Origin of the sequence: Rhodococcus sp. NPDC127527, assembly GCF_042672245.1 — a bacterium.
Classification (GTDB): domain Bacteria; phylum Actinomycetota; class Actinomycetes; order Mycobacteriales; family Mycobacteriaceae; genus Rhodococcus_G.
On sequence record NZ_JBHXVP010000007.1, the window covers coordinates 130594 to 155026 of the forward strand.

21 protein-coding genes are annotated in these 24433 nt (G+C 69.1%); 12 read left to right on the forward strand and 9 right to left on the reverse strand.

Annotated elements, in window-relative coordinates; all coding sequences use genetic code 11:
• Window positions 1–191: 191 nt before the first annotated feature.
• The 4 genes from ACFVH2_RS14110 to ACFVH2_RS14125 all read right to left on the reverse strand — a co-directional run bounded on the left by ACFVH2_RS14110 (window position 192) and on the right by ACFVH2_RS14125 (window position 6822).
• The gene (locus tag ACFVH2_RS14110) at window positions 192–1892 is read right to left on the reverse strand and encodes an Ig-like domain-containing protein (RefSeq protein WP_378424986.1); all 1701 of its coding nucleotides are present in this window, start codon (window positions 1890–1892) and stop codon (window positions 192–194) included.
• A gap of 94 nt (window positions 1893–1986) precedes the next feature.
• Window positions 1987–3732, reverse strand: coding sequence for an Ig-like domain-containing protein (locus ACFVH2_RS14115; RefSeq protein ID WP_378424984.1), 1746 nt, complete (start codon window positions 3730–3732; stop codon window positions 1987–1989).
• A gap of 673 nt (window positions 3733–4405) precedes the next feature.
• On the reverse strand, window positions 4406–4672 hold the full coding sequence (locus tag ACFVH2_RS14120; RefSeq protein ID WP_378424982.1) for a putative quinol monooxygenase: 267 nt from the start codon (window positions 4670–4672) through the stop codon (window positions 4406–4408).
• 83 nt (window positions 4673–4755) lie between these two features.
• Entirely contained in the window at window positions 4756–6822 is a 2067-nt protein-coding gene (locus ACFVH2_RS14125; protein WP_378424980.1) for an acyltransferase family protein, read from the reverse strand.
• Window positions 6823–7042: 220 nt separating this feature from the next.
• Between ACFVH2_RS14125 and ACFVH2_RS14130 the strand changes: the two genes are divergently transcribed.
• The 5 genes from ACFVH2_RS14130 (at window position 7043) to ACFVH2_RS14150 (ending at window position 12839) form a co-directional block, all read left to right on the forward strand.
• The gene (locus ACFVH2_RS14130) at window positions 7043–8350 is read left to right on the forward strand and encodes an adenosylmethionine--8-amino-7-oxononanoate transaminase (RefSeq protein WP_378424978.1); all 1308 of its coding nucleotides are present in this window, start codon (window positions 7043–7045) and stop codon (window positions 8348–8350) included.
• A gap of 61 nt (window positions 8351–8411) precedes the next feature.
• Window positions 8412–9551, forward strand: coding sequence for an 8-amino-7-oxononanoate synthase (locus ACFVH2_RS14135; RefSeq protein WP_378424976.1), 1140 nt, complete (start codon window positions 8412–8414; stop codon window positions 9549–9551).
• Window positions 9548–10264: a dethiobiotin synthase gene (bioD, locus tag ACFVH2_RS14140; protein WP_378424974.1), complete on the forward strand. Its 717-nt coding sequence runs from the start codon at window positions 9548–9550 to the stop codon at window positions 10262–10264. Before ACFVH2_RS14135 ends, bioD begins: the two co-directional genes overlap by 4 nt.
• A 283-nt stretch (window positions 10265–10547) precedes the next feature.
• Window positions 10548–11435, forward strand: a complete 888-nt coding sequence (locus ACFVH2_RS14145; protein WP_378424972.1) for a diiron oxygenase — start codon at window positions 10548–10550, stop codon at window positions 11433–11435.
• 12 nt (window positions 11436–11447) lie between these two features.
• Window positions 11448–12839, forward strand: coding sequence for an FAD-dependent oxidoreductase (locus ACFVH2_RS14150; protein ID WP_378424970.1), 1392 nt, complete (start codon window positions 11448–11450; stop codon window positions 12837–12839).
• Between the two features lie 19 nt (window positions 12840–12858).
• Here the strand turns inward: ACFVH2_RS14150 and ACFVH2_RS14155 are convergent, their stop codons facing one another.
• Window positions 12859–14124, reverse strand: coding sequence for a cytochrome P450 (locus ACFVH2_RS14155; RefSeq protein ID WP_378424968.1), 1266 nt, complete (start codon window positions 14122–14124; stop codon window positions 12859–12861).
• Window positions 14125–14211: 87 nt separating this feature from the next.
• Between ACFVH2_RS14155 and ACFVH2_RS14160 the strand changes: the two genes are divergently transcribed.
• From ACFVH2_RS14160 to ACFVH2_RS14190, 7 genes are all read left to right on the forward strand, one after another.
• Window positions 14212–14496, forward strand: coding sequence for a hypothetical protein (locus ACFVH2_RS14160; RefSeq protein WP_378424966.1), 285 nt, complete (start codon window positions 14212–14214; stop codon window positions 14494–14496).
• Window positions 14493–15311, forward strand: a complete 819-nt coding sequence (locus ACFVH2_RS14165) for a hypothetical protein (RefSeq protein WP_378424965.1) — start codon at window positions 14493–14495, stop codon at window positions 15309–15311. The genes ACFVH2_RS14160 and ACFVH2_RS14165 overlap by 4 nt, the downstream gene beginning before the upstream one ends.
• 55 nt (window positions 15312–15366) lie before the next feature.
• Window positions 15367–17319 carry a fumarate reductase/succinate dehydrogenase flavoprotein subunit gene (locus ACFVH2_RS14170; protein WP_378424963.1) on the forward strand — a complete coding sequence of 651 codons (1953 nt, stop codon included), beginning with the start codon at window positions 15367–15369 and terminating at the stop codon, window positions 17317–17319.
• Window positions 17316–18077: a succinate dehydrogenase/fumarate reductase iron-sulfur subunit gene (locus ACFVH2_RS14175; protein ID WP_378424961.1), complete on the forward strand. Its 762-nt coding sequence runs from the start codon at window positions 17316–17318 to the stop codon at window positions 18075–18077. Before ACFVH2_RS14170 ends, ACFVH2_RS14175 begins: the two co-directional genes overlap by 4 nt.
• Before the next feature lie 133 nt (window positions 18078–18210).
• Window positions 18211–19140 carry an ABC transporter ATP-binding protein gene (locus tag ACFVH2_RS14180; RefSeq protein WP_378424959.1) on the forward strand — a complete coding sequence of 310 codons (930 nt, stop codon included), beginning with the start codon at window positions 18211–18213 and terminating at the stop codon, window positions 19138–19140.
• Entirely contained in the window at window positions 19137–19979 is an 843-nt protein-coding gene (locus ACFVH2_RS14185) for an ABC transporter permease (protein WP_378424958.1), read from the forward strand. Before ACFVH2_RS14180 ends, ACFVH2_RS14185 begins: the two co-directional genes overlap by 4 nt.
• Window positions 19969–20211, forward strand: a complete 243-nt coding sequence (locus ACFVH2_RS14190) for a helix-turn-helix transcriptional regulator (RefSeq protein ID WP_378424956.1) — start codon at window positions 19969–19971, stop codon at window positions 20209–20211. The genes ACFVH2_RS14185 and ACFVH2_RS14190 overlap by 11 nt, the downstream gene beginning before the upstream one ends.
• Window positions 20212–20245: 34 nt before the next feature.
• Here the strand turns inward: ACFVH2_RS14190 and ACFVH2_RS14195 are convergent, their stop codons facing one another.
• Genes ACFVH2_RS14195 through ACFVH2_RS14210 form a run of 4 tightly spaced genes read right to left on the reverse strand, consistent with a single transcriptional unit; the run spans window position 20246 to window position 24359 of the window.
• On the reverse strand, window positions 20246–20737 hold the full coding sequence (locus ACFVH2_RS14195) for a pyridoxamine 5'-phosphate oxidase family protein (RefSeq protein ID WP_378424954.1): 492 nt from the start codon (window positions 20735–20737) through the stop codon (window positions 20246–20248).
• Window positions 20738–20752: 15 nt separating this feature from the next.
• On the reverse strand, window positions 20753–21550 hold the full coding sequence (locus tag ACFVH2_RS14200; protein WP_378424952.1) for a lipase family protein: 798 nt from the start codon (window positions 21548–21550) through the stop codon (window positions 20753–20755).
• 44 nt (window positions 21551–21594) lie between these two features.
• Entirely contained in the window at window positions 21595–22719 is a 1125-nt protein-coding gene (locus ACFVH2_RS14205; RefSeq protein ID WP_378424950.1) for a lipase family protein, read from the reverse strand.
• 44 nt (window positions 22720–22763) lie between these two features.
• Window positions 22764–24359 carry a class I adenylate-forming enzyme family protein gene (locus ACFVH2_RS14210; RefSeq protein ID WP_378424948.1) on the reverse strand — a complete coding sequence of 532 codons (1596 nt, stop codon included), beginning with the start codon at window positions 24357–24359 and terminating at the stop codon, window positions 22764–22766.
• Between the last annotated feature and the right edge of the window lie 74 nt (window positions 24360–24433).

Consider the following 24433-nt stretch of genomic DNA (forward strand, 5'->3'; position numbering starts at 1 on the left):
CTCCGGCACAGAGCTGGCCGCGACAGGCACGGCGTAGGACGAGAAACGCCTCGGGGGGGGGGTGCGCAAACCTGAAACAGCCCCCGAGGGGAGATTGCGGGGTGAGGGGGGGGGGCCCCCCCCCGCCCCCGTTGCTACTGAGACTGTTGCTCCGGCCCGGGACTACTTCAGCCGTCCCGGGCCGGTGTCGATCAGGAGCCGAAAATGCTCTCCAGGCTGCCCTTGCCGCCGGGGCCCGGGTCGGTTGCACCCGGGACGGTCAGCGTCTGCGGCGCGGACGCCGAGTCGACGAAACCTGCCGAGGCGATGAACTCCGCGGTGACACTGAAGGTTCCGGATGCGTCGAAGGTGGTGGGCAGCGTCGCGACGCCGTTGACCACGTTCACCGGGGCACCGAGCGGAGTGTCACCGAGCTTGAACTGGACCCTGCCGTTGGCGTTCGCCGGGTCGACCGTCGCCTTCAGCGTGACGGGGCTGCCCTTGGTGATCGTGCCGACCGGGTCGAGCGTGGTGGTGGTGTGCACGGCCGCAGGCGGGGCCACGGTCACGCTGACCGGGAACAGCGGCGCGACCGAGCCGGCGACGCCGGCGGTGCCGGAGTAGCGGGCGAGGACGCGGTGGGTGCCGGTGGTGGTGAACTTGTACGGTGCGACCGCGACGCCGTCGGTGCCGACGGTGCCGGTGACCTTGTCGCCGCCGTCGACGGTGAACTCGACGGTGCCGCCCTGCACGGCCGGGGAGACCTGTGCGTGCAGGTTGACCTCCTGGTCGACGAACGCGGTGTCGGGGCTGGTCATCGCGACGGTGGTGACGGTGTCGGCGGTGCTGACGTTGATGGTCTTGACCGCCGAGGTGGACCCGACGAAGCCGGTCGTTCCCGAGTACACCGCGGTGATGGCGTGGTCGCCGTCGGTGGTGAAGGTGTGCGTGGTCGAGGCGGTGCCGTTCGCGACGGTCACGGGACCACCGAGCGGGGTGTCACCGTCCTTGAACTGGACGGTGCCGCCCGGTGCGGCGGGGTTGACGTTCGCGGTGAGGGTGACCTCGGCTCCGTTCTTGACTGCACCGGGGGCGACGACGGTGGTGGTGGTCTGCGCGTCGGCCGCGATGATGCGGGTCGTCGACAGCGGGCCGGCACCGGCGTTCAGGGGCGCGGTCTCGCCGTCCCGAGGGGTGCACTGTGTGGGCGCCCACGCGGTGATGACCAGCACCGCCTTCGGCAGGAACGTCAGGAAGTTCGCGTCGTTCCCGAACGTTCCGGCGGCACCGGCCGTGCGCAGCTTGAGGCTGACGTCGCCGGCGCCGCGGGCCCGCAGATGCGCCTTGACCTGGGGCAGCTGGAAGGTGGTGTTGGCCCCGGAGGTGGCCTTTGCGACGATGCCGGCCTCCGAGCTCTTGCTGGAGTTGGGACCGTTTCCGATGGTTTGGTTGTTGCCCGACAGGCGCAGGACGGTGCCGTTCGGGTCGGGGTTGCCGTTCTCGTTGACCCGCAACAGGCTCGGCGCGACACCGCTGAGGCCGACGCTCGTGTTCTGCAGGATGTCCGCACCGAGGTAGTCGGCGTTGTCCGGGACCATCACGTCGATCTTGACGCGCGAGACGTTCTGCACGCTCGCACCCGAGGACGAGTTCGGGAAGCTGATCGGCGGCGGAATGATCGTCACGTCGAACTCGTCGCCGGCGTTGACCGTGTCCGGTGCATCGACCGCGAGCGAGGCTGCCTGCGTCTCGGTCGACGGCGAGGCGACGGCCGACGGGGTGATCTTGCAGGTGTTGTTGAACGTGGTGTTGAACGATGTCGCGTTGGCAGGGACGCCGCCGAGCACGGTGATGCCGACGACTGCTCCGACCGTGACCGGTGTAGCTAACCGGCGAATTCTCTTGTTCTGCACAGGTTCTCCTACGAGTGAACGGAAGTCTGGGTTGCGCGGCCAGGTCCGGGGCGTGATCTCTCAGCCCCGGGACCTGACCGAACGCGGGAGGTGGCTAGGAGCCGAACAGGCTGGACAGCGAACCGGTGTCGACGCTGCCGCCGCCCGGGGTGCCCGGGTTGGTGGCGTCGGTGACACCGATGACGGTCGGGCCCGAGACGGAGTCCGCGAAGCCCGCGCCGCCGGTGAAGACGGCGGTGATGCCGTAGGTGCCCGCGGTGTCGAAGGTGTGCGAGAGGGTCGCGACGCCGTCGACGACGGCCACCGGGCCGCCGATCGCGGTGGTGCCGGCCTTGAACTGGACGGTGCCGTTGGCGCCGGCGGGGGCGACGGTCGCCTTGAAGGTCATCGCCTGGCCGACCTTGGCCGGTCCGGAGACGGCGAGTGCGGTGGTCGTGGCCTCGCGGTTCGGCTCGACCGCCTTCACGGTGACCGAGAACCCGGCGGAGGTGGAGGGGGTGAAGCCGGTGGCGCCGAGGAACTTGGCGGTCACGTTCGCGGTGCCGACGGTGTCGAAGGTGTGCGGCAGGGTCGCGACGCCGTCACCGGTGCCGACGTCGGCGGTGCCGACCACGGTGCCGCCGACGGAGAACTCGACCTTGCCGGCGTCCGGGATCGGCATGACGGTGGCGGCAAGGTTCACCGGGACGCCGACGGTGGCGGTGACCGGCTCGAGCACGGTGGTGGTGGTGTGGAAGTCGGCGTCCTTGACGGTCAGCGTGGTCGCGGGCGACACGGAGTTCTGGTACAGGCCGGTGCCGGTGAAGTGCGCGGTGAAGCTGTGCGTGCTTGCCTCATCGAACTTTCGGGTGATCGAGGCCTGGCCGTTGACGACGGTGACCGGGTCGCCGACGTTGACGTTGCCGTCCTTGAACTGGACCTCGCCGGTCGCGGTGGACGGGGTGACGGTGGTGGTGAGGGTGACATCCTCACCGACGACTGCGGTCGCGGGCGCGGTCAGTGCGGTCTGGGTGTTGACGTTGGCCGGGGTGACCGTGACGGTCTGCGGAGTCGAGACCGACTCGTTTGCCGCCCCCGTCCCCAGGAACTTCGCGGTCACCGAGAACTGGCCCTCCGCGGCCGGGGTCCACGCGAACGTCGCCACTCCCGCGGCGAGGTGGCCCTCGCCGAGCTTGTTTGCACCCTCGTAGAACTCGACGGTGTTGCCGTCAGCGCCGCCGGTCACCGTCGCGCTCAGCGACACCGACTGGCCCTGCTGCACGGAGGCCGGAGCCGCCGCGAGCGTCGTCGTCGTGTTGTTCTTGCCCACCGTGATGGCCGGCCCCTTGCCGGGGTAGGAGCCTGCGCCGAGGCTGCCGTTGTAGTTCAGGCCCGTCGCCAGCGCGACACCCTGCGCACAGTCGGTGCCGACCTTGTACGAAATGTGGAACGTGGGCCAGAAAGCGGGGGGGAGGAAGGGGTTTGTGACGGTGGTGAGGGGATCTCCCACAAGCGTGACCGAGTCCGCGACCGCCGTCACGTTGGACAGCGGGCCGCCGTCATCGATGTGCGCCGAGTCCGGGACATAGGTCAGGCACGCCGGATGCTGGTCCCGGACCATCGTGATCTTCTCGGCGCCCGCGAGGTAGTTCCGCTTGAACTGGGTCGAAACGGTGATGATCTCCCCGCCGGAGGGATTCACATTGCTGATCGTGCGGGTGTAGTTGCTGCTGCCATCGGACCAGCTGACCGAACCCGGTGCCGCACTTGCGGTTCCGGCTCCGACGGTGGCCGCGAATCCGGCGGCCACGGCGAACGCGCTCAGGCCTCCGACCGCGCGAAGGGTACTGCTCTTCGTCATGTTTCCCTCTCTTCGAACGTCCAGGTGCCCGAAGGCGACCGCCCTAGACGAGCGTCCTAGACGGATGTCCAGTTGACCCGATCCGGCCCCAAGGTAGCGCAATCGATCAGTAATTACGGCTGAATTGCTGTAAATGGACGGTGCGTCAACGCTGATTAACTGTACGGTCGTACCAGAAATGGAAATATTGCCGCGAACTGGCGTGTTTTGGGATCGAGACTGTTGGACGGGAACGTTATCGCAAGGCAACGATTCTGACTGTCGCGTCCTGCGTGTGCGTCGAGATAGGCTGCCGGCCCGGATTTTTCTGGAGGTGTCGCGGACAATTAGAGGTCATTGTGTACCGAATCGTCCTTGAATGCCTCTTCCAGGTTTAGTGTGCGTTGATTCGATCCTGAAGCTGACCGGAGTTAATCAACGACCGCACCACGTAATGGTCGAGATTCCGGAAACCCGGGGGCGATGGCACGCAGGTGATCAGCCCTCGTCGACGAAGTCGAGCACCAGTCGATTCACGTAGGACGGTGACCACCGCCGCGAGCGAGGATCTCCGACGCGGACCGGCGCCGACGTGGAAGACGTGGTCCGACGGGATGGACGACGGCACGTAGCCGCGGGTGAACGGCGCGATCACCCGCCCGTCCCGCTCGGCGCGACGGGCGCGTTCCTCGGTTCACACCCGGTATTCGTGGACCTCCGCGCGCACGATCGCCTCCTGCTGGTCCGAATCCGGGCCGGACCCACGGAAATGCTGCAACTGTTCCTCCGTGTCCCAGCACTCGAAGACGTTGATCCGGCCCGGGTCGAGGAGGTCCGCGGACAGTGCGAAGTCCCGGCAACCCTCGGTGCGCCGGGCCAGCGCGACGACCTCGGCGCAGCCGTCGAGATAGGCGGCGCGTCCCGCCGGTTCGATGTGCAGTGCTCCCGCAACGAGAATCATGGCTGGCCTCCGGGTGACGTCGAGTACGTCCAGTAGTTGACCTCCCGGACTGCCGAGAATCATCGGCGGCGAACCGGGTGACGTCACCACCATCCTGTCGCGGCGCCGAGTTGGCGGCCGAGCTCGGGGGCCAGGGTCCGCGCGTAGCTGGCGGTGAGGTGGTTCGTGTCGCGGTAGATGAGTACGTTCCCCTCGACGACTCTGCAGAGGTCGGCGCGGCACACGGCGTCGGAGAGGTCGAGAAGGTGCACCGTCGGTAGTTCAGCGATCTGGACCCTCGCCGGGTCGACCGGGTCGAGCGACCAGGCGCGGTCGACGCCGCACGAGTCGGCGTCACCGCCGTGATAGGCGAGGCAGTCGGCGGCGCGGTAGTCGACGCCGTCCCGCGCCAGCCAGGGCGTGTCGCGAATCCCGACGAACGACATGCCCCGGTCCGCCATTTCGTGCCACAGCGCGAGGTAGGAGTCGGGCAGGTAGTCACCGGGCGCGTCGTCCCGAGGACGAGTCGACGTACTGAACACGAAGTCGGGGGGAGTGGCGGACAGGGCGTCGAGCACGTTGAACGTCCAGTCCTCGCACTCGCCGACCTCGCCGTCGGGCCCCACCGGAAGCCTTGCCGGGCAGCCGACCTTGAGGAAGGTCTCGACGCGGAAATGATGCTCCCGGGCGAGGACGTCGAGCGCGGGAAACCAGTGCTCCGCGTGCGATCCGCCGATCAGGGCGATACTCCGCTCCGCGTCGACCTCGCCGTACGTGCAGGTGAGGGCGTCGACCTGGCCGGGCTGCGACATGCAGCCGTCGAGCGTGGGGGCCGGCAGGTCGGCGTGCGCGACGTAGCGCGAGGGCTGTTCGCTGCGCGCCGACACCGCGGCGCCCGAGGTGAGCGCGCCCGCGCCCGGATAGTCCGCCGGGTCGAGCTCGGTCTGCTGCGCCCACTGCGCGGTCAGGCGGTCGATGTACCCCGCCCAGCTCGCGGCCGCCACCAGGAGGGCCGCCGCGAGCAGCGAGACCGCCGTGACGAGCCCGGGTCGTCGTCGGTCGGCCGCGGAGGGTGGTCGGCGGATCGGCGTCTCGATCAGCCTGGTGGTCAGCTCCGCGAGTACGAGCGATGCGGCGATGACGACGGCACCGCCGACGAGTCCGGCGGTCGGTCGGTGATCGACGACGAGAAAGCCGATGAGTATCGGCCAGTGCCACAGGTACAGCGAGTACGCGATCGCGCCGAGGCGGAGCAGCGGCTTCGACGTCAACAGGCGGGTCACCGGATCCTCGGTGTGTGGTGACGACCCCGCGACGATCAGCGTGAGCGCCGCACCGACCGGGACGAGGGCCCAGGGCCCGGGGAACTGGGATCGTCCGTCGATGAGCAGTCCGCACGCGAGGACGATCGCGAGGGCGGCGACGGCGAGAGCCGACCGCAGGGCCCGCGGAACCCGCAGCCGCGACGCGACGCAGGCGAGCAGTCCGCCGGCGAGCAGCTCCCACAGACGGGCACCGGTGTCGTAGTACAGCCACGTCTGAGGCAGCGAGCTCGTCGCCGCGTAGGTCAGCGACACGGCCGCGAGAATGCCGAGCACGGCCGCGACCGGCATGCGGATCGAACGGCCGCGGGACCGCTGGAACCACGCAATCGCGAACACCACCAGGACGGCCGCGAGATAGAACTGCCCCTGCACCGAGATGGACCACAGGTGTTGCAGCGGACTGACGGCGGGGTCCGCCGCCAGATAGTCGCTCGCGGTGTCCGCCAGATGCCAGTTCTGGAAGAACAGCAACGACGCGACGGTCTGTCTGGCCGTGTCGAACCACCTGGTCGCGGGATGGACCAGCACGGTGAACACCACGGTCGCCCCGAGGACGACGACGAGCGGGGGCAACAGCCTGCGGGCGACGCGCCGCGCGACCGGCAACGGGTCCGGGCGCGGCGTCGATTCGGCGGTCCTCAGCAGAGATCCGACGAAGAAGTAGCCGGACAGCGCGAGGAAGATGTCGACGCCGCCCGACACCCGCCCGAACCACACGTGGTAGGCGACGACGAGGCCGATGGCCAGTCCGCGGAGACCGTCGAGATCGGTGCGGTGGGCCGGTGTGGGATGCGGTGTGGGATGCGGGCGACCGACGAGAGATCGGTCGGTGGTACGGGCTGGCACGCTGTCCTCTCGGAACGGTTACGGACTGGTCGGTTCGCATCGGCGAGCGGACGACCCAGCACGCTACCGGGTGAACACCGGACGAACGTCACGACAACGAATGTGTGCGCCCGGCACGCAGGTCGACGCTCGCGGACCGCCGACGCCGGGGCTCGGGCCGTCGGGCGGATCGGGCTCCTGGCGTCGGCGGAATCTCCGGTGGTCGCTATCGTCGGGCCGCGTGAGCATCGAGTCCAACACCGCCGAGCACTACTCGCCGGACCGCATCTCCGCCATCGACGCCGAACACCTGTGGCATCCGTACGGGGCGTTCCCGGCGTCCACCGAGCCGTTGGTCGTCGAGAGTGCCCGAGGCACCCGCCTCACCCTCGCCGACGGCCGCGAACTCGTCGACGGCATGAGTTCGTGGTGGGCGGCGGTGCACGGCTACCGGCACCCGGTGCTCGACGCCGCGGCAGCCGAACAGCTCGGGAAGATGAGCCACGTCATGTTCGGCGGACTGACCCACGAACCGGCCGCCCGGCTCGCCGAACTTCTGGTCCGGATCACCCCGGCCGGGCTGGACAAGGTGTTTCTCGCCGACTCCGGCTCGGTGTCCGTCGAGGTCGCGGTCAAGATGTGCCTGCAGTACCAGCGGGCGATCGGCCACCCCGAGCGCACCAGACTGCTGACCTGGCGCGGCGGCTACCACGGCGACACCTTCGCCCCGATGAGCGTCTGCGACCCGGACGGCGGCATGCACGCGCTGTGGACCGACGTGCTGACCCGGCAGGTGTTCGCCCCGATCCCGCCGCGCGAGTTCGACCCGGCCTACGTCACCGAGTTCGAACGCGTCCTGCTCGCCCACCGCCACGAACTGGCCGCGATCATCGTGGAACCGATCGTGCAGGGCGCCGGTGGCATGCGCTTCCATGACCCGCGCTACCTGCGCGAGCTGCGGCGTCTGGCCGACGAGCACGACCTGCTTCTGGTCTTCGACGAGATCGCCACCGGATTCGGTCGCACCGGCGAACTGTTCGCCGCCGACCACGCCGGCGTCTCGCCCGACGTGATGTGTGTCGGGAAGGCGCTGACCGGCGGATACCTCACCCTCGCCGCCACCCTGTGCTCGTCGGCGGTGGCCGCCGCGATAAGTGCCGGGGAGGCGGGCGGGATCATGCACGGGCCGACATTCATGGGCAATCCGCTGGCCTGTGCGGTCGCGGTCGCGGCGGTGCAGCTGTTGCTCTCGCGGGACTGGCGGTCGGAGGTGGCGGCCGTGCGCGAGGGGCTCGCGGCCGGGCTGGCGCCGGCCCGGGCGCTGCCCGGTGTGGCGGACGTGCGGGTGTTCGGGGCGATCGGGGTGATCGAGATGGCACGGCCGGTGGACATGCGCACGGCCACCGACGCCGCCGTCGCCGCCGGGGTGTGGCTACGCCCGTTCGGCAGGCTGATCTACGCGATGCCGCCGTTCGTCGCCACGCCGTCGGACGTCGCGGCGATCGCGGCCGGGATGGTCGCGGCCGCGCGTAGTCAGGGAGCGTGCTGAGCGCGGTAGCAGAACCGGCCTACTTGAACACCGTTCAAGTAACCGCGTATCGTGCGGGATCGTGGGACACGATCAGGCACTGAGCTGGCTCGACGACATCGCCGACGCGCGCCGCGCGGCCGGCCTGCGGCGCACCCTGCGCGCGCGCACCCCCGGCTCGGCGCTCGTCGACCTCGCCTCCAACGACTATCTCGGGCTGGTTCGGCACCCCGACGTGCTGGACGCAGCGGCGGCCGCGCTGCGCCGCTGGGGCGGCGGCGCCACCGGTTCGCGGCTGGTCACCGGCACCACCTCCGAGCATGAACTGCTCGAGCGCGAACTCGCCGATTTCGTCGGCGCCGAGTCCGGACTCGTGTTCGCCAGCGGCTACGCCGCCAATCTCGGCGCCGTCACCGCGCTCGCCGGTCGCGACGCGCTGATCGTCTCCGATGCCGGCTGCCACGCCTCGCTCGTCGACGCCTGCCGGCTCTCGCGCTCGCGGGTCGTGGTCACGCCGCACGCGGACGTCGACGCGGTCGCCGCAGCCCTCGCGTCCCGCAGCGAACCCCGGGCCCTCGTGCTGACCGACTCGGTGTTCAGTGCCGACGGCGACCTCGCGCCGCTGCGGGCACTGCACCGGGTGTGCCGCGAGCACGGCGCGCTGCTGCTCGTCGACGAGGCGCACGGCGTCGGGGTCCGCGGCGTCGGTGGCCGGGGGCTGGTGCACGAGGTCGGCCTGGCCGGACAGCCCGACGTCGTGGTCACCGCCACTCTGTCGAAATCCCTTGCCGCGCAAGGTGGAATTGTGCTCGGTGACGAGCGGGTCCGGGCGCACCTGATCGACGCCGCCCGCACGTTCATCTTCGACACCGGGCTCGCGCCCGCCGCGGTCGGTGCGGCGCGGGGCGCGCTCGCGGTGCTGCGTCGCGAACCCGAACGGGCCGCCGCGGTGCTGGGTCGCGCCCACGACCTCGCCCGCATCACCGGCGCAGCCGAGCCGCAGTCCGCGGTGGTGTCGGTGATCCTCGGCGACCCACAGGTCGCCTACGACGCCGCGCAGGCCTGCCGCGAGCGCGGCCTGCACGTCGGGTGCTTCCGCCCGCCGTCCGTGCCCGAAGGCACGTCGCGGCTGCGGCTGACCGCACGGGCGAACCTCACCGACTCCGACATGAGGGTGATCGAGTCGGTGCTCACCGACGTGCTCGCGGCGGCGCACGCGTGAGCATCCTCTGCGTCACCGGCACCTCCACCGACGTCGGCAAGACCGTGACCACGGCTGCGATTGCGGCTCGTGCTCTCGCCGAGGGTCTGTCCGTCGCGGTGTGCAAGCCCGCGCAGACCGGCGTCGCGCCCGACGAGGCGGGGGATCTGGCCGAGGTGCAACGGCTTTCGGGTGTCACCACTGTCGTCGAGCTGGCCCGCTATCCGGAGCCGCTCGCGCCCGACACTGCGGCGCGGCGGGCCGGCCTGCCGTTGCTCGAGCGTGCCGACGTCGTCGCGGCGGTCCGCGGGTTGGACGCCGCCCACGACCTGACCCTGGTCGAGGGCGCCGGGGGACTGCTCGTGCGCCTCGGCGCCGGCGGGTTCACGCTCGCCGATCTGGCCGCCGACCTGCAGGCTCCGGTGGTGCTGGTCGCGGCGGCGGGCCTGGGCACCCTCAACCACAGCGCCCTGACCGTGGCCGCGGCGCGGCAGGCCGGGGTGGAGTGCGTGGGAGCGGTGATCGGGTCGTGGCCGGCAGAGCCGGACCTCGCGATGCGGTGCAACCTGGACGATCTCACGGACGTGACCGGGGTACCGCTGCTGGGGCGAATCCCAGAGGGTGCGGGTCGGCTCGACCGGACCGCCTTCACCGCAGAGGCGCTGGACTGGTTCGAGGCCGCGGTCCCGCGCTGGTTCGAAGCGGCGGCGCCGTCCGTCGAGACGGACCGCTGACGGGCCGGTGCCCGCGATCGTCGGTCGAAAAACCGGCCTCCGTCAGGCAAGAATTACATTATCGGGTTCCATCTAATCGATATTCGGGGCCGGCGCCGGTAAAACCGTTGCGGTCCGCTGATATTCGGTGCGGAGAGTCCATTCGTCGCCCCGGCAGGGACGCCCGTATGATTCGGGCCATGCTCGGCCCGCGTGACGAGGCACGGGTCTTGACCCGAGTGTCCATATTGACGCAGTGATCGAATCGAAATGCGATTGCAACCGAATTGAGGAGTTAGGAAGGATGACGGCTTCCGAAAGCGACGCAATATTCAGGACCCTTTTGGAATCTGCCAAGCGGCTGTCCTTCGATTCACGGAGTCCGCTGGTCTACCAGTCGGAACCCGGCGACGACGAACGTCACGGCATGACGCCGCAGTGGTCACCTCTTTTCGGCACCCCGATGTGGGACGAAATGTCCGAGTCGGAGCGCGTCCGCCTCACCCGAAGCGAAGTGGCCCAATTCCTGGGCGTCGGCATCTGGCTGGAGGTGGGTTTGCAGGTGGCATTGCTGAGGGCAAGCCACAGCGCGAATCCGGCACGACCCGACATCAAATTCCTTTTCAACGAGTGCGCGGACGAGAACCTGCACTCGTTGATGTTCGCCAACGCCGTCGAGAGCATCGGATCGAAGTTCTATCCCCGCGACCGCATGCTGGACTTCTTCGGCTGGGTGTTCCGACACATCGTCTGGGACGAAGTCGCGTACGGAGTCGTCCTCGCCGGCGAAGAGGTCTTCGACGTCATGCAACGCGACTGGATGACCAGCGACGACGTCGCCGCGCCCATTCGTCGTGCCGCCTACATCCACGTCGTCGAAGAGTCCCGGCACATGGCGTTCGCGCGTCGGAAGATCCGTGATCGATTGATCGGAGTCTCCCGCTTCAGGCGATTCATGAGCACCCTGAGCATCGCGGTGGGAACGCACCTCATCGCGAAGAGTCTGATCAATCGTCGGGTGTACGGGGACCTCGGCCTCGACTGGGACGTCGTGAGGTCGAACATCGATCAGAACGAACACCATCGGATGATGTTCCGGAGGGCCGCGGAGCCGTTCATCGAATTCCTGAGCAGAGAAGGTCTGCTGAATTTCGGCGCTCGATGGATCTACCGAAAATCAAATCTTCTCTGAGTAGGAGTCGTCGTGACCCACGTCATCCTGGGGCATTGCTGTAAGGATGCCTCGTGTGTGCGGGTGTGCCCGCAGAACTGCATTCACCCCGCCCCCGGCGAGGACGGCTTCGCCGCCGCCGAGACGCTCTACATCGACCCCGACTCGTGCATCGACTGCACCGCGTGCGTCGAGGCGTGCCCGGCCTCGGCCATCAAACCCGAACATGCGCTGACCTCGACCGAGCACCGATATGCCCACCGCAACAGGGAGTTCTTCGCGCAGGCCCCCACGATGCCGCGGACCCGAGCGCGCACCGTCTTCGAGCCGCCACTGGCCGGCCCGAGCGACAGACTCGAGATCGCCATCGTGGGGTCGGGGCCGGCCGCGATGTACACCGTTCGCGAACTCCTGCAGCGATCGACGTCGATCAGTGTCACCGTCTACGAGCAGTACGACACCATCGGGGGGCTGCTGCACCGGGGCGTGTCCCGCGACCACGTCGGCGTGCGCGAGATGATCCGACTGTTCGACGTGCCCTTCCGCGACGACCGCGTCACGGTCGTTCCCGACACGGAAGTCGGCGTGGACGTATCGATGGACGAACTCCGGTCCAGATTTGACGCCGTGATACTCGCCTGCGGAGCCTCACTGCCGCGCCAAGTCGGCCCCACCACCGCCAGTGGGGGCATCTACCAGGCCATCGACATTCTGGTCGCCGAGAACTGCGGGTCCGGTTTCCACCCGCCCGTGCCTGCCGGACCTGCGTGCGTCGTGATCGGCGCGGGAAACGTCGCCTTCGATGTAGTCCGGTGGGTCGCGAAGACCCGCCACCGAGCTTCCGCGAGCGAACGGGTCAGAGAATTGGTGGTCCTCTCGCGGTCGGCGGCGGACTGCGCGTCGTTCACTCCGTCTGCATTCCACGAGCTTCTCGACCTCGAGCAGGTCGAAGTGTTGATCGACGGCGCGGGTGGCGGGGCCCGCGCGGGCGGGGACGGCTCGCTGCTACGTGAGCTGTCGCACCTGCCTTCCACCGATGTCCGCGGTATGCACGCCCTGCCGACCGACGCCACGGGTTCCCTACGGATCGTCTTGTCGTTCGAACAGGAGGTGGCCGACCTCGCGACGGCCGATCTCGGCACCGTCGCGGTCACCACGACCGCCGGTCGGATCTTCCACACGAACTCCGCGATCTGCGCCACCGGATTCACCACCAAACGGATCGACGGCGTCCCACTCGACAACCGCGGGATCGTGCCCAACCGTCGAGGACAGGTCATATCCCCCGAGACCGGGGAGACGCTCGAGGGACTGTACGTCGTCGGCTGGGCGAAACGCGGCGCGGCCGGTGGTGTCGGCGACAACCGCACCTGCGCGGCCGAAACCGTGACACAACTCGCCACGGACCTGCGTTCGCGGGTGTGACCCGGCGGTCGCGACACGTTCAGTGCGGCACCGGGCATCCGCCCGAATATCCGACCGGGAAGTGTTTGATGCCGTTGAGCCACCCCGACCGCAACCGTTGCGGGTCGCCGAGTCGGGCGATGTCCGGGAGGTGGTCGGCGATGGCGCCGAAGATCAGGTCGATCTCGAGCCGCGCCAGGTTCGCACCCAGGCAGTAGTGCGCCCCCGACCCGCCGAATCCCAGGTGCGGATTGGGGTCCCGGGTGATGTCGAAGGTGGTCGGGTTCTCGAACACGTCCTCGTCGAAGTTCGCCGACGCGTAGAACATCGCGACCCGGTCGCCGGCCCGGATCCGCTGCCCGCCGAGGATCGTGTCGGCGGTGGCGGTGCGCTGGAACGCGGTCACCGGGGTCGCCCAGCGGACGATCTCGTCGGCGGCGGTGGCGGGTCGCTCGCGCTTGAACAGCTCCCACTGGTCGGGGTGGTCGAGGAAGGCGATCATGCCGTGGGTGATGGCATTGCGGGTGGTCTCGTTGCCCGCGACGGCGAGCAGCACCACGAAGAATCCGAACTCCTCCGGGGTGAGGTGATCGCCGTCCACGTCCGCCTGGATCAAAGTGGTCACGATGTCGTCGGCCGGGCAGCGGCGACGCTCGTCCGCCATCCCGTACGCGTAGCCGAGGAGCTGCGAGATCGCGTCGAGGGGGTCGAGGTCGTAGTCGGGGTCGTCGTCGCCGATCATGTCGTTCGACCAGTCGAACAGCTTGCCGCGGTCCTCCTGCGGCACGCCGATGAGTTCGGCGATGGCCTGCAGCGGCAGTTCCGCGGCGACCTGGGTGACGAAGTCGCCGCGCCCGTGTGTGGCCGCGGCGGCAACGATCCGCTCGGCGCGCTCGGTGAGCGCGGCGCGCAGGTTCTCGATCGCGCGGGGCGTGAACCCGCGGGCCACCAGTTTGCGCAGGGTGGTGTGTTCGGGTGCGTCCTTGTTCAGCATGATCAGCCGCTGCATCTCGAACGTCTCGTCGTCGATGTCGTCCCGCAGCCGGACCAGGGCGCCGTTGCGCCAACTCGAGAACAGCGCGCTGTCGCGGGAGACTGCCCGGACGTCGGCATGCCGGGTGACCACCCAGTACCCCTCGTCGCGGAAGCCGCCGACACCGGGCGGCTGAGGATTCCACCACACCGGGCAGCTGCGACGCAGCGCGGCCAGTTCGGCGTGCGGGACCCCGTCGGCGTACACGGCGGGATCGGTGAAGTCGAAGCCCGCCGGCAGGTCCGGACCGGTCGCGACGGTTTCTTCCGGCATGGTCTCGTGTCCCTTCGGATCGCACACGCCTGCACAGCATCTGCCGTACTGTGAGAGCCATCACATCATCTGTGGTTGGAGGTTCGAATGTCCACCAGCGAAATGATGGAGCTGCACCGCACGATCGGTCACCTGCGCCAGTGCGTGGGCTCGTTGCGGACCATGTACGGGGACGCGTCGGCGGTCCGCCGGCTCGCCAACGACGTGGAACGGCTCGGAATCGACGCGAGCGACCTCGACGAGTCGCCACCGCGCCTGGCCCATCCGGTGTCCGCGGCGGAGCGGGTCGCGGTGCCGGAGGGGCCGTACGACCAGTCGCTGTGGCAGGGCGCTGACGACGAAGGCGTCGGCGGTCACCCGCACGAGCGGTGAGCGCGCCGGCGAGATCGACGACCGGGGTCCGTTCGCCCGCCCGCGCCGCCATCGCGGCGCGCACCCTGCGAACGGACCTGTGGTGGCGTCCGCCGCTGCTGACCGCGCTGGGACTGGCGGTCTTCGTGGTGTACGCGACCGTTCGGTCCTTCGTGCGGACCGCGTACTGGGTCGACCAGTACCACTATCTGACGCCGTTCTACTCGCCGTGCGTGAGCGCGTCGTGCGTGCCCGGCTCGACCCACTTCGGGGTGTGGGTGGGCGAGTTGCCGATGTGGATTCCGTTGGCGTTCCTGTCGCTGCCGTTCCTGCTCGGGTTCCGGCTCACCTGTTACTACTACCGCAAGGCCTACTACCGGTCGGTCTGGCTGGCGCCGGCCGCGTGCGCGGTCGCCGAGCCGCACTCCCGGTACACCGGCGAGACGCGGCTGCCGCTGATCGTGCAGAACTCGCACCGGTACTTCTTCTACGTCGCGCTGATCGTGTCGGCGATCAACACCTACGACGCGGTCCTCGCATTCCACGGCAGCACAGGTGGATTCGGTTTCGGCCTGGGCAACGTGATCATCGTCGTCAACGTCGTCCTGCTGTGGGCGTACACCGTCTCGTGCCACTCGTGCCGGCACGTCACCGGCGGGCGGCTCAAGCACTTCTCGGCACATCCGGTGCGCTACCGGTTGTGGACGTGGGTCAGTCGGCTCAACACCCGGCACATGCAGCTGGCCTGGACCACGCTCGGCACGCTGATGATCACGGACTTCTACATAATGCTCGTCGCCAGCGGGACCATCTCGGACCTGCGCTTCTTTCATTGAGCCCGTTCGTCAACTGACGGGGTTTGCCAATCGATCGTGACAGAGGGGAGCGCCGGTGGCCGAGGTGGAGCGGCACGACTACGACGTGGTGGTCATCGGGGCGGGCGGCGCCGGGCTGCGGGCGGTGATCGAGGCTCGTCAGCGCGGCCTGCGCGTCGCGGTCGTGTGCAAGTCGCTGTTCGGCAAGGCGCACACCGTGATGGCCGAGGGCGGCTGCGCGGCCGCGATGGGCAACGCCAACTCCAAGGACTCCTGGCAGGTGCACTTCCAGGACACCATGCGCGGCGGCAAGTTCCTCAACAACTGGCGGATGGCCGAACTGCATGCGCGGGAGGCCCCGGACCGGGTGTGGGAGCTCGAGACCTACGGCGCCCTGTTCGACCGCACCGCCGACGGCCGGATCAGCCAGCGCAACTTCGGTGGGCACACCTACCCTCGGCTCGCGCACGTCGGGGACCGCACCGGGCTCGAACTGATCCGCACCATGCAGCAGAAGATCGTCTCGCTGCAGCAGGAGGACTTCGCCGAGACCGGCGACTACGAGGCGCGGATCAAGGTGTTCGCGGAGTGCACGATCACCGAGTTGATGCGGGCGGACGGCGCGATAGCGGGTGCGTTCGGGTACTGGCGGGAGTCGGGGCGGTTCGTGCTGTTCACCGCGCCGGCCGTCGTGCTGGCCACCGGCGGAATCGGCAAGTCCTACAAGGTGACCTCGAACTCGTGGGAGTACACCGGCGACGGCCACGCGCTGGCACTGAGGGCCGGCGCGAACCTGATCAACATGGAGTTCATCCAGTTCCACCCGACCGGCATGGTGTGGCCGCCGAGCGTGAAGGGGATCCTCGTCACCGAGGGGGTGCGCGGCGACGGCGGCGTGCTGAAGAACTCCGACGGCACCCGGTTCATGTTCGACTACATCCCGCCGGTGTTCAAGGGTCAGTACGCCGAGACCGAGGACGAGGCCGATCGGTGGCTCGAGGACAACGACAGTGCCCGGCGCACCCCCGACCTGTTACCCCGCGACGAGGTGGCCCGCGCGATCAACTCGGAGGTCAAGTCCGGTCGTGGCACCGAGCACGGCGGGGTGTTCCTCGACATCGCCTCCCGGATGCCGGCCGACGAGATCGTCCGGCGGTTGCCGTCGATGCACCACCAGTTTCTCGAACTGGCCGACGTCGACATCACCAAGGAGCAGATGGAGGTCGGGCCGACCTGTCACTACGTGATGGGGGGCATCGAGGTGGACCCGGACACCGGATCGTCCAGCGTCCCCGGACTGTTCGCGGCGGGGGAGTGCTCGGGCGGGATGCACGGCTCCAACCGGCTCGGCGGCAACTCGCTGTCGGACCTGCTGGTGTTCGGGCGCCGCGCCGGGCTCGGCGCCGCCACCTACGTCGAATCCCTGGCCGGCAGACCGGAGGTCGGGCAGGACGACGTCGACGCGGCCGCCGCAATGGCACTCGCTCCGTTCGACCCGCCCCCGGACGGTTCGCCGGCGGAGAACCCGTACACCCTGCACCTGGAGCTGCAGCAGTCGATGCACGACCTGGTCGGCATCATCCGCACCGACGCGGAGATCCGCTCCGCGCTCGGCAAGCTCGAACAGATCCGGCACCGCATCGAGTCGGTCACCGTCGAGGGACACCGGCAGTTCAACCCCGGCTGGCACCTGGCGGTCGACCTGCGCAACATGGTCCTGGTCAGCGAGTGCGTCGCCAAGGCCGCGCTGCTGCGGACCGAGAGTCGCGGCGGGCACACCCGCGACGACCACCCCGCGATGGATTCGTCGTGGCGTGACACGTTGCTGGTCTGCAGCCTCGTCGGCGGCGCGGACGCCGGTGGGCGGGTCGTCCCCGACGTCAGTGTCGCACCCGAGCCGCAGATCCCGATGCGGCCGGATCTGTTCGCGCTCTTCGACTTCGCCGAGGTCGCCAAGTACTTCACGGACGCCGAACTCGCCGAACACCCAGGGAAGGCGGACGACTCGGGGAGGCTGGGGGAGCGATGAGCTACCAGGCGGCATTTCGGGTGTGGCGCGGCGACATCGACGGTGGCGACCTGCGCGACTACACCGTCGAGGTGAACGAGGGTGAGGTGGTCCTCGACATCATCCACCGGCTGCAGGCCACGCAGGCGCCGGACCTGGCGGTGCGGTGGAACTGCAAGGCCGGCAAGTGCGGATCGTGCTCGGCGGAGGTCAACGGCCGGCCCCGGCTGATGTGCATGACCCGGATGTCGTCATTCGCACAGGACGAGGTCGTCACCGTGACCCCGATGCGGGCGTTCCCGGTGATCCGCGACCTGGTGACCGACGTGTCCTTCAACTACGCCAAGGCTCGCGAGATCCAGTCCTTCACGCCGCCACCGGAACTGGCGCCGGGGGAGTACCGGATGGCACAGGTGGACGTGGAGCGCTCGCAGGAGTTCCGCAAGTGCATCGAGTGCTTCCTGTGTCAGAACACCTGCCACGTGGTGCGCGATCACGAGGACAACAAGGAGGCCTTCGCGGGGCCGCGGTTCCTGATGCGGATCGCGGAGCTCGAGATGCATCCCCTCGACGTCGCAGACCGTCGCGACGTCGCCCAGACCGAGCACGGCCTCGGACTGTGCAACATCACCAAGTGCTGCACCGAGGTGTGCCCCGAGGGCATCCACATCACGGACAACGCGCTGATCCCGATGAAGGAACGGGTCGTCGATCGGCGCTACGACCCGGTGGTGTGGTTGGGCAACAAGCTGTTTCGGCGGGGCCGCGGCGGCGCCTGAGGCCCCGGCCGCGCCGTACTCGTTCTCGATTCCTTCTCGGCCCGCGTCCTCTCGTGCGCTCGCGAAGCATTGCCGCTGCAGAATGTAGTAGGTATGCTACAAATCATCGAAGACCGATGATTTGGGAGGGCTCATGACTTCGAGCGGCGGGGTAGTTCTCGACGTCGACTCAGTGCACATGCGTTACGGCGAGACGGAGGTGTTGCGGGGCGTCGGTTTTCAGGCGCGTCGCGGCGAGGTGCTCGTCATGCTCGGCCCCAACGGGGCCGGCAAGACCACCACCATCGAGATCCTGGAGGGTTTCCGCGCGCGGTCGGCCGGGCTGGTCGCCGTCCTGGGCGTCGACCCCGAACACGGCGACGAACAGTGGCGCGCCCGGATCGGCGTCGTCCTGCAGTCCTGGCGCGACCATGCGAAGTGGCGGGTGCGCGAGCTGCTCGCCCACCTCGGCGCGTACTACGGCCCGTACTCCACCGCTCGGATCCAACGCCCATGGGACACCGACGAACTCATCGAACTGGTCGGCCTCACCGAGCAGGCGGACGCCAAGATCTCCACGCTGTCCGGTGGTCAACGGCGCAGGCTGGACGTGGCGATCGGTGTCGTCGGCAGGCCCGAGCTGCTGTTCATGGACGAGCCGACAGCGGGCTTCGACCCGGCGGCGCGGCGCGACTTCCACGACCTCGTGCACCGGCTCGCAGACCTCGAGGACACCACCGTGCTGCTGACCACGCACGACCTCGACGAGGCCGAGGTCTTGGCCGACCGGATCCTGATCCTGGCCGGCGGCCGGATCATCGCCGACGGCTCGCCCGACGAGCTGGCCCGGTCGATCGCAGGCGAGGCCCAGGTGAGCTGGACCGCCGACGGCCAACGTTTCGTCCACACCACCACCGAGTCGACCAGGTTCGTGCACGAGCTGTTCAAGCAGCACGGCGAGAGCATCGGCGACCTCGAAGTGCGCCGCGCCTCGCTGGAAGACACCTACATGACCCTGGTCCGGCGCGCCGAGTCCGGCGACGTGACCGAGCCCGTCCACACCCTCGCGGAGGTCACCCGATGAGCGCCACTGCCACCCGAGCCGGTCTCGCCCGCGGCGGGATCGAACTGCGTCAGCTGTACACCAACGGCCCCGACCTGATCGGCCAGTTCCTCACCCCGGCCATCGCGCTCGGCGTGCTGTTGCTGCTGCGTGGCCGGATGTACGGCGACAGCGGGCTGTCCGTCGCGGAGCTCGCCGTGCCCGGTCTGCTCGGCAGCATCATCGCGTTCAACGGCATGTACGCGCTGCTCAACGTGCTGGTGCTCGACCGCGAGGACGGCACGTTGTTGCGCGCCAAGGCGGTGCCGAAGGGCATGGTCGGCTACGTCGTCGGCAAGGTCGTGGCCACCGCCGGATCGGTGATCGTGCAGGTGCTCGTCGTGCTCGGTGTGGGCATGGTGATCATCGGCGGCTCGTCGCTGTCCGGAGCGGGCGCGGTTGCGACCTTCGTGTGGGTGGTGGCGCTGGGTCTGCTGGCCGTGCTGCCGTTCGGCGCGGTCCTGGGCAGCGTCCTCGACACGCGGTCGGCCTTCCTGCTGACGATGCCGCTGATGGGACTGATCGCCGTCTCGGGCATCTTCTACCCGATCACCGCGCTACCGGGCTGGCTGCAAGCGGTCGGCCAGGCATTCCCGATGTACTGGCTCGGTCTCGGCATGCGCTCGGCGTTGCTGCCCGGCGACGCGGTCGTGATCGAGATCGACCAGTCCTGGCGGCACCTCGAGACCGCAGCGGTGCTGGGAGTTTGGGCGGTCGCGGGCCTGCTGATCGCGCCGGTAGTGTTGCGACGCATGGCACGTCACGAATCGGGATCGACCATGGCCGCGCGGCGGGACAAGGCGATGCAGCGTGCCTTCTGAGGTCATCTACAACCGGATCGCGATGCTCCGCGCCGAGCGGGGCATCTCGCGGCGGGAGCTGGCCGAGGCGCTGGGGGTCCACTATCAGACAGTGGGCTACCTCGAACGCGGCGAATACAGTCCCAGCCTGCACCTCGCCTTGCGGATCGCCGCGTACTTCGAGGTGGCGGTGGAGGTCGTGTTCTCCACCGACCCCTTCCCGAGGCTGGGTTCGGCCGCCGAGACCGCGTGAGCTGCTCGGGCCACGGCGGGAACGGCCGACCCCGTCAGTGCTTGCGGACGACCCGCTCGGCCTCGCCCGGACGCCAGATGGTGATGTCCAGGTGCCCGTCGTCGATCTCCACCGCTGACGCGCCGGTGATGTCGGCGGCGTAGAACGGCCGGAACTCCTTGCCTCGCAGGTCGAATCCGGTTCGTTCGAACAGGTCCTCCGCGAAGCGTCGATGCAGGCCGGGGTCCTGGACGTCGTGGACGGTGCCCCAGAGTTTCGCGTCGCCGTCACCGACGGTGGCGTCCACCGTGGCGGTGTGCAGGCAGAACCGGGGGTCGCGGCGCAGGTCGCGGAACTTGGTGGTGCCGGGCATGCCGACGATCCACAGTTCGCCCTCGAACACCGTCGGCTCGACCGGGCTGATCCGCGGAAACCCGTCCGACCGCAGGGTCGCGAGCAGGCACAGTCGCCCGGTGGCGGCGTGCCGGCGGCCGAACACGGCGGCGACGTGCGGTGCGGCCGTGGTGAACTCCTGCCAGGCGGTCATCGCGGACACCCCCGGTCACGGCCGGCAGCCCGGGTCGAGCGGGATCACGGGGTTGAGCCCGTGCAGGTAGGTGTTCAACTCGTGCGCGCACGCGACGCTCCACCGCGCGTAGGTCAGCGAGTTGACCGCGTACGCGGCGTTGACGTGCTGGTAGTTCCCGTCGGGGTCGATCGGGATGAGCGGCGCCGGGTCGGGCACGTTGTAGATCCGCCACGACACCGTGCTCACGCTGGCGTACCGGGCCGCGAACGCGGCGTCACCGACCTTCGGGGACGCGAACGTCCACGCCTGCGGTTTCAGTGGCGTGTTCGCGGTCAGGTCGAGCACCAGCATGCTCGTCAGGGCCCCGCCGAGGCTGTGGCCGGTCACCACGAGCGGCAGCGCTGGATCGACGGCGGCGGCGATTCCAGCGATCCCGGATGAGGTCCCCGACTGCCCGGGCGTCATCGTCGTCATCGTGTCGTAGATGTCGAAGAAGCCCTCGGCGACCTTGCCGGCATTCGCGACCGGCGCGAAGGGCACCGGATCCCAGTGCAGGTCGTCGAACCATTCGGTCGCGGTGACTGTGCCGCGCAACGCGAGAACCTGCATCGGCGGGGTGCCGCCGACGGCGAGGAAGCCGTAGAACCTGGGCGCCGGCGGTCCAACCAGGAAGTCGCTCATCTGGACCGTCCGTAGCAGCGTGTAGCCGGGTGGCAGCGAGATCGTCGCCGGGTTCAGGTCGTTCGGGTGGGCGCGGAACTGGTCGTATGCGGCGGCGATGAACGGTCCGAGGACCACCGCCGTCGTCGGGTCGAGCGGATTGAGCGCCATGTTCGACTCCTCCTCGTACGGGTGGATCGACGTGCGGAATCAGATCACGTGGGAGCGAACAGATTCCGCACGAACGCGTTGGCCTCGGGTTCCGATGCGAGCATCGTCTCGAGGTGTCCCTTCGGATACACCCGGAAGGTGAACCGCTGCCCGGCCGCGGCCAGGTCCGCGGCCAGCTTCATCGTCAGCGGCGCGGGCACGATCGTGTCGAACAGGCCCTGGCCGAGAAACATCGGGCGGTCGTAGCCGCGGAGCGGGATCGCGAGCATCTCGCGGGCCGCGCCCAGGGCGGGTTCGTCGAGCTGCCGGGAGAACAGCGCGCCTAACGGGGTGTCGCCGAACGCGGCGGCCGCGTCCTCGTAGCAGAGCTGTTCGGCCTGCGCGAGCACCTGCCTGCCCCGAGGGCTCAGGTAGGAGTCGACGTCCACATCCGGTCGCGTCGCGCGCAGGCCGGCGAGCAGGTACGAGATGAACACGGTGGTGCCGGTCAGCGGCAGCGGTGGGAACAGGGGGCCGCCGAGGGGCGCGAGGTTCTCGATGTTCGACGGGACCCCGAGTCCGACAGTGCCCCGGTAGTCGAGTTCCGGGGCGTACGACGTGGCGATCGTCGCGGTGACCATCGCCGCCTGCCCGCCCTGCGACTGACCGAGGCTCACCCACCGGGGTGACAGGGTCGGCTCGACGCTGCGTGCGGCCCGGACCATGTCGACGACAGCGTGCGCCTCCGACCGTCCGTCCAGGTAGGGGTGCACTCCCGGCGTGCCGAGGCCGACGTAGTCCGTCGCGACGATCGCGTAGCCCTGGGCCAGCCAGCGACCCAGGTAGGGGCCGCCGATCTTGCCGGTGACCGTGGGAGCGCAGGCATCTGCGATGCCGACCGTTCCGTGCGCCCAGGAGATCACCGGCCAGCCGCCGGGCGGGGGAGTGCCGGGCGGAGTGAACACCGCTCCGGTGCTGAGCGCGGGCCGATCCTGCGGGCCGAGGGTGCGGTAGGTGAGCGCGGAACCGGTCTCGGCGCCGGGGATCCAGGACGTGCGGGGCAGCGGGCGCGCCGAGATCACGGTGCCCGGGACCGCCGCGTCGGCCGGTGTCGCGACGGCCGGTACGGCCAGCGTCAGGGTCGCCGCGGCCAGCACCGCGGCGACGCCGGCACGCAGCGACGCGACCATCACCCCATTGTGTCCGCCCCCGTACGGCCGCGGGCGGATTTCGGTCAGTCGGCGAACTGCGTCCGCAACTCGTTCTTGCGGGTCTTGCCCGTCGCGGTCTTGGGCAGCGCGTCCACGACGACGACGCGCTTGGGCACCTGGAAGCCGGCGAGGTGGGCCTTGGCGTGGGCGATGATCCTCGCCTCGAACTCGTCGTCGACGGCCTCGGCGTCGACGGGGACGACCACAGCGCACACCGCCTCGCCCCAGCGCTCGTCCGGCATGCCCACGATCGAGCACTCGGCCACGCCCGGAGCGCCGGTGACGACCCGTTCGACGTCGACGGAGGAGACGTTCTCACCGCCGGACTTGATGATGTCCTTGAGCCGGTCGGTGAACCAGACCACCCGCTCGTCGTCCAGGTGCCCGATGTCGCCGCTGTGGAACCAGCCGTGCGCGAACGACACCCGGTTTGCCTCCGGGTTGTTCCAGTATCCGCTGGCCACGTGCGGGCCCCGGTAGACGATCTCACCGGATGCGCCTTCCTGGACGAGCTTTCCGGCGGGGTCCATGATTCCGGTTTCGACCGTGGCCGTCGCGGGGCCCCAGGAGTCGGGCTTGGTGTGCCGGTGCTCGCTCCACTGCAGCACGGTCGCCGGCACCACCTCCGTCTGCCCGGACCCGAGGATGACCGCGGCGTTGGGGAACAGGTCGTCGACGCGGTCGAGCAGTTCGCCCGGCATCGGTGCCATCGCGTACACGGCGCGGCGCACCGTCGGCAGGCCGCCCGCCTCGCCGCGTGCGGCGACCAGGGCCCGGTACATGATCGGCAGCATCATCAGATGGGTGGCCGAGTGCTTCTCGATGTCGGCGATGATCGCGACCGGATCGAACTGGGCGTGCAGCACCACGGTTCCGCCGGTGAACAGCACCGGCAGGACGAGGGTGTTCAGTGCGGTGGTGTGGAACAGGGGTAGCACGTTCACCAGTGTCGACGGATCGGCGCCCCAGCTGTGGCCGATCTGCAGGGCGTTGGTCATGCCGGCGATCAGCACCGAGACGTGGCTGACCAGAACGCCTTTCGGCCGCGAGGTGGTGCCGGATGTGTACAGGCACTGGACCGTGTCGCGATCTTCGACGATCACCTCGGGGCGGTCGACGGAGCCGCGCGAGACGAACTCGTCCCAGCTGCAGCTCCCGGCCGGAGCGTCCGTGGCGTCTCCGACGACGACGATCGTGAGATCGGGGTGCTCGCCCGCGAGGAACGGGGTCAACAGCGGCAACGCCACTCGGTCGGCGACGATCGTCGAGACACCGGCATCACGCAGGATCCAGGCGATGTCGTCGGGGGACAGGGCGATGTTGACGGGCAGGGCCACCAGTGCGGACTTTGCGCAGGCGAAGTAGGTCGCCACGAACTCGGACGAGTTGCGCATCAGCATGGCCACCGGTTGCTGGCGGTCGAGCCCGGTGCCGAGCAGGGCATTCGCGAGTGCCGACGAGGTGGCGTCGAGGTCGCGGTAGGAGATCGCCCGGTCGCCGTCGGTGATCGCCGTGCGTGCGCCGAACATCTGGGCGGAACGGGTGAGGGCATCGCCGACCGCCGCGCGGGTGGCGAGGTTGACGTCCAGTGGAGCAATGCCGGTGAGATCGGGCTGCATGGGACTCCTGAAAGTGGTGACCGTCACATATGTCGGGCGACGGTAGCAGCGCCGAGAAAAACAAGCAAGCATGC

Excerpts from the sequence above, each read along its gene's own strand:
- ACFVH2_RS14115 (WP_378424984.1), bottom strand. The coding sequence starts at position 3,732 with ATGACGAAGAGCAGTACCCTTCGCGCGGTCGGAGGCCTGAGCGCGTTC.
- ACFVH2_RS14120 (WP_378424982.1), bottom strand. The coding sequence starts at position 4,672 with ATGATTCTCGTTGCGGGAGCACTGCACATCGAACCGGCGGGACGCGCC.
- ACFVH2_RS14145 (WP_378424972.1), top strand. The coding sequence starts at position 10,548 with ATGACGGCTTCCGAAAGCGACGCAATATTCAGGACCCTTTTGGAATCT.
- ACFVH2_RS14155 (WP_378424968.1), bottom strand. The coding sequence starts at position 14,124 with ATGCCGGAAGAAACCGTCGCGACCGGTCCGGACCTGCCGGCGGGCTTC.
- ACFVH2_RS14160 (WP_378424966.1), top strand. The coding sequence starts at position 14,212 with ATGTCCACCAGCGAAATGATGGAGCTGCACCGCACGATCGGTCACCTG.
- ACFVH2_RS14175 (WP_378424961.1), top strand. The coding sequence starts at position 17,316 with ATGAGCTACCAGGCGGCATTTCGGGTGTGGCGCGGCGACATCGACGGT.
- ACFVH2_RS14180 (WP_378424959.1), top strand. The coding sequence starts at position 18,211 with ATGACTTCGAGCGGCGGGGTAGTTCTCGACGTCGACTCAGTGCACATG.
- ACFVH2_RS14185 (WP_378424958.1), top strand. The coding sequence starts at position 19,137 with ATGAGCGCCACTGCCACCCGAGCCGGTCTCGCCCGCGGCGGGATCGAA.
- ACFVH2_RS14195 (WP_378424954.1), bottom strand. The coding sequence starts at position 20,737 with ATGACCGCCTGGCAGGAGTTCACCACGGCCGCACCGCACGTCGCCGCC.
- ACFVH2_RS14200 (WP_378424952.1), bottom strand. The coding sequence starts at position 21,550 with ATGGCGCTCAATCCGCTCGACCCGACGACGGCGGTGGTCCTCGGACCG.
- ACFVH2_RS14205 (WP_378424950.1), bottom strand. The coding sequence starts at position 22,719 with ATGGTCGCGTCGCTGCGTGCCGGCGTCGCCGCGGTGCTGGCCGCGGCG.
- ACFVH2_RS14210 (WP_378424948.1), bottom strand. The coding sequence starts at position 24,359 with ATGCAGCCCGATCTCACCGGCATTGCTCCACTGGACGTCAACCTCGCC.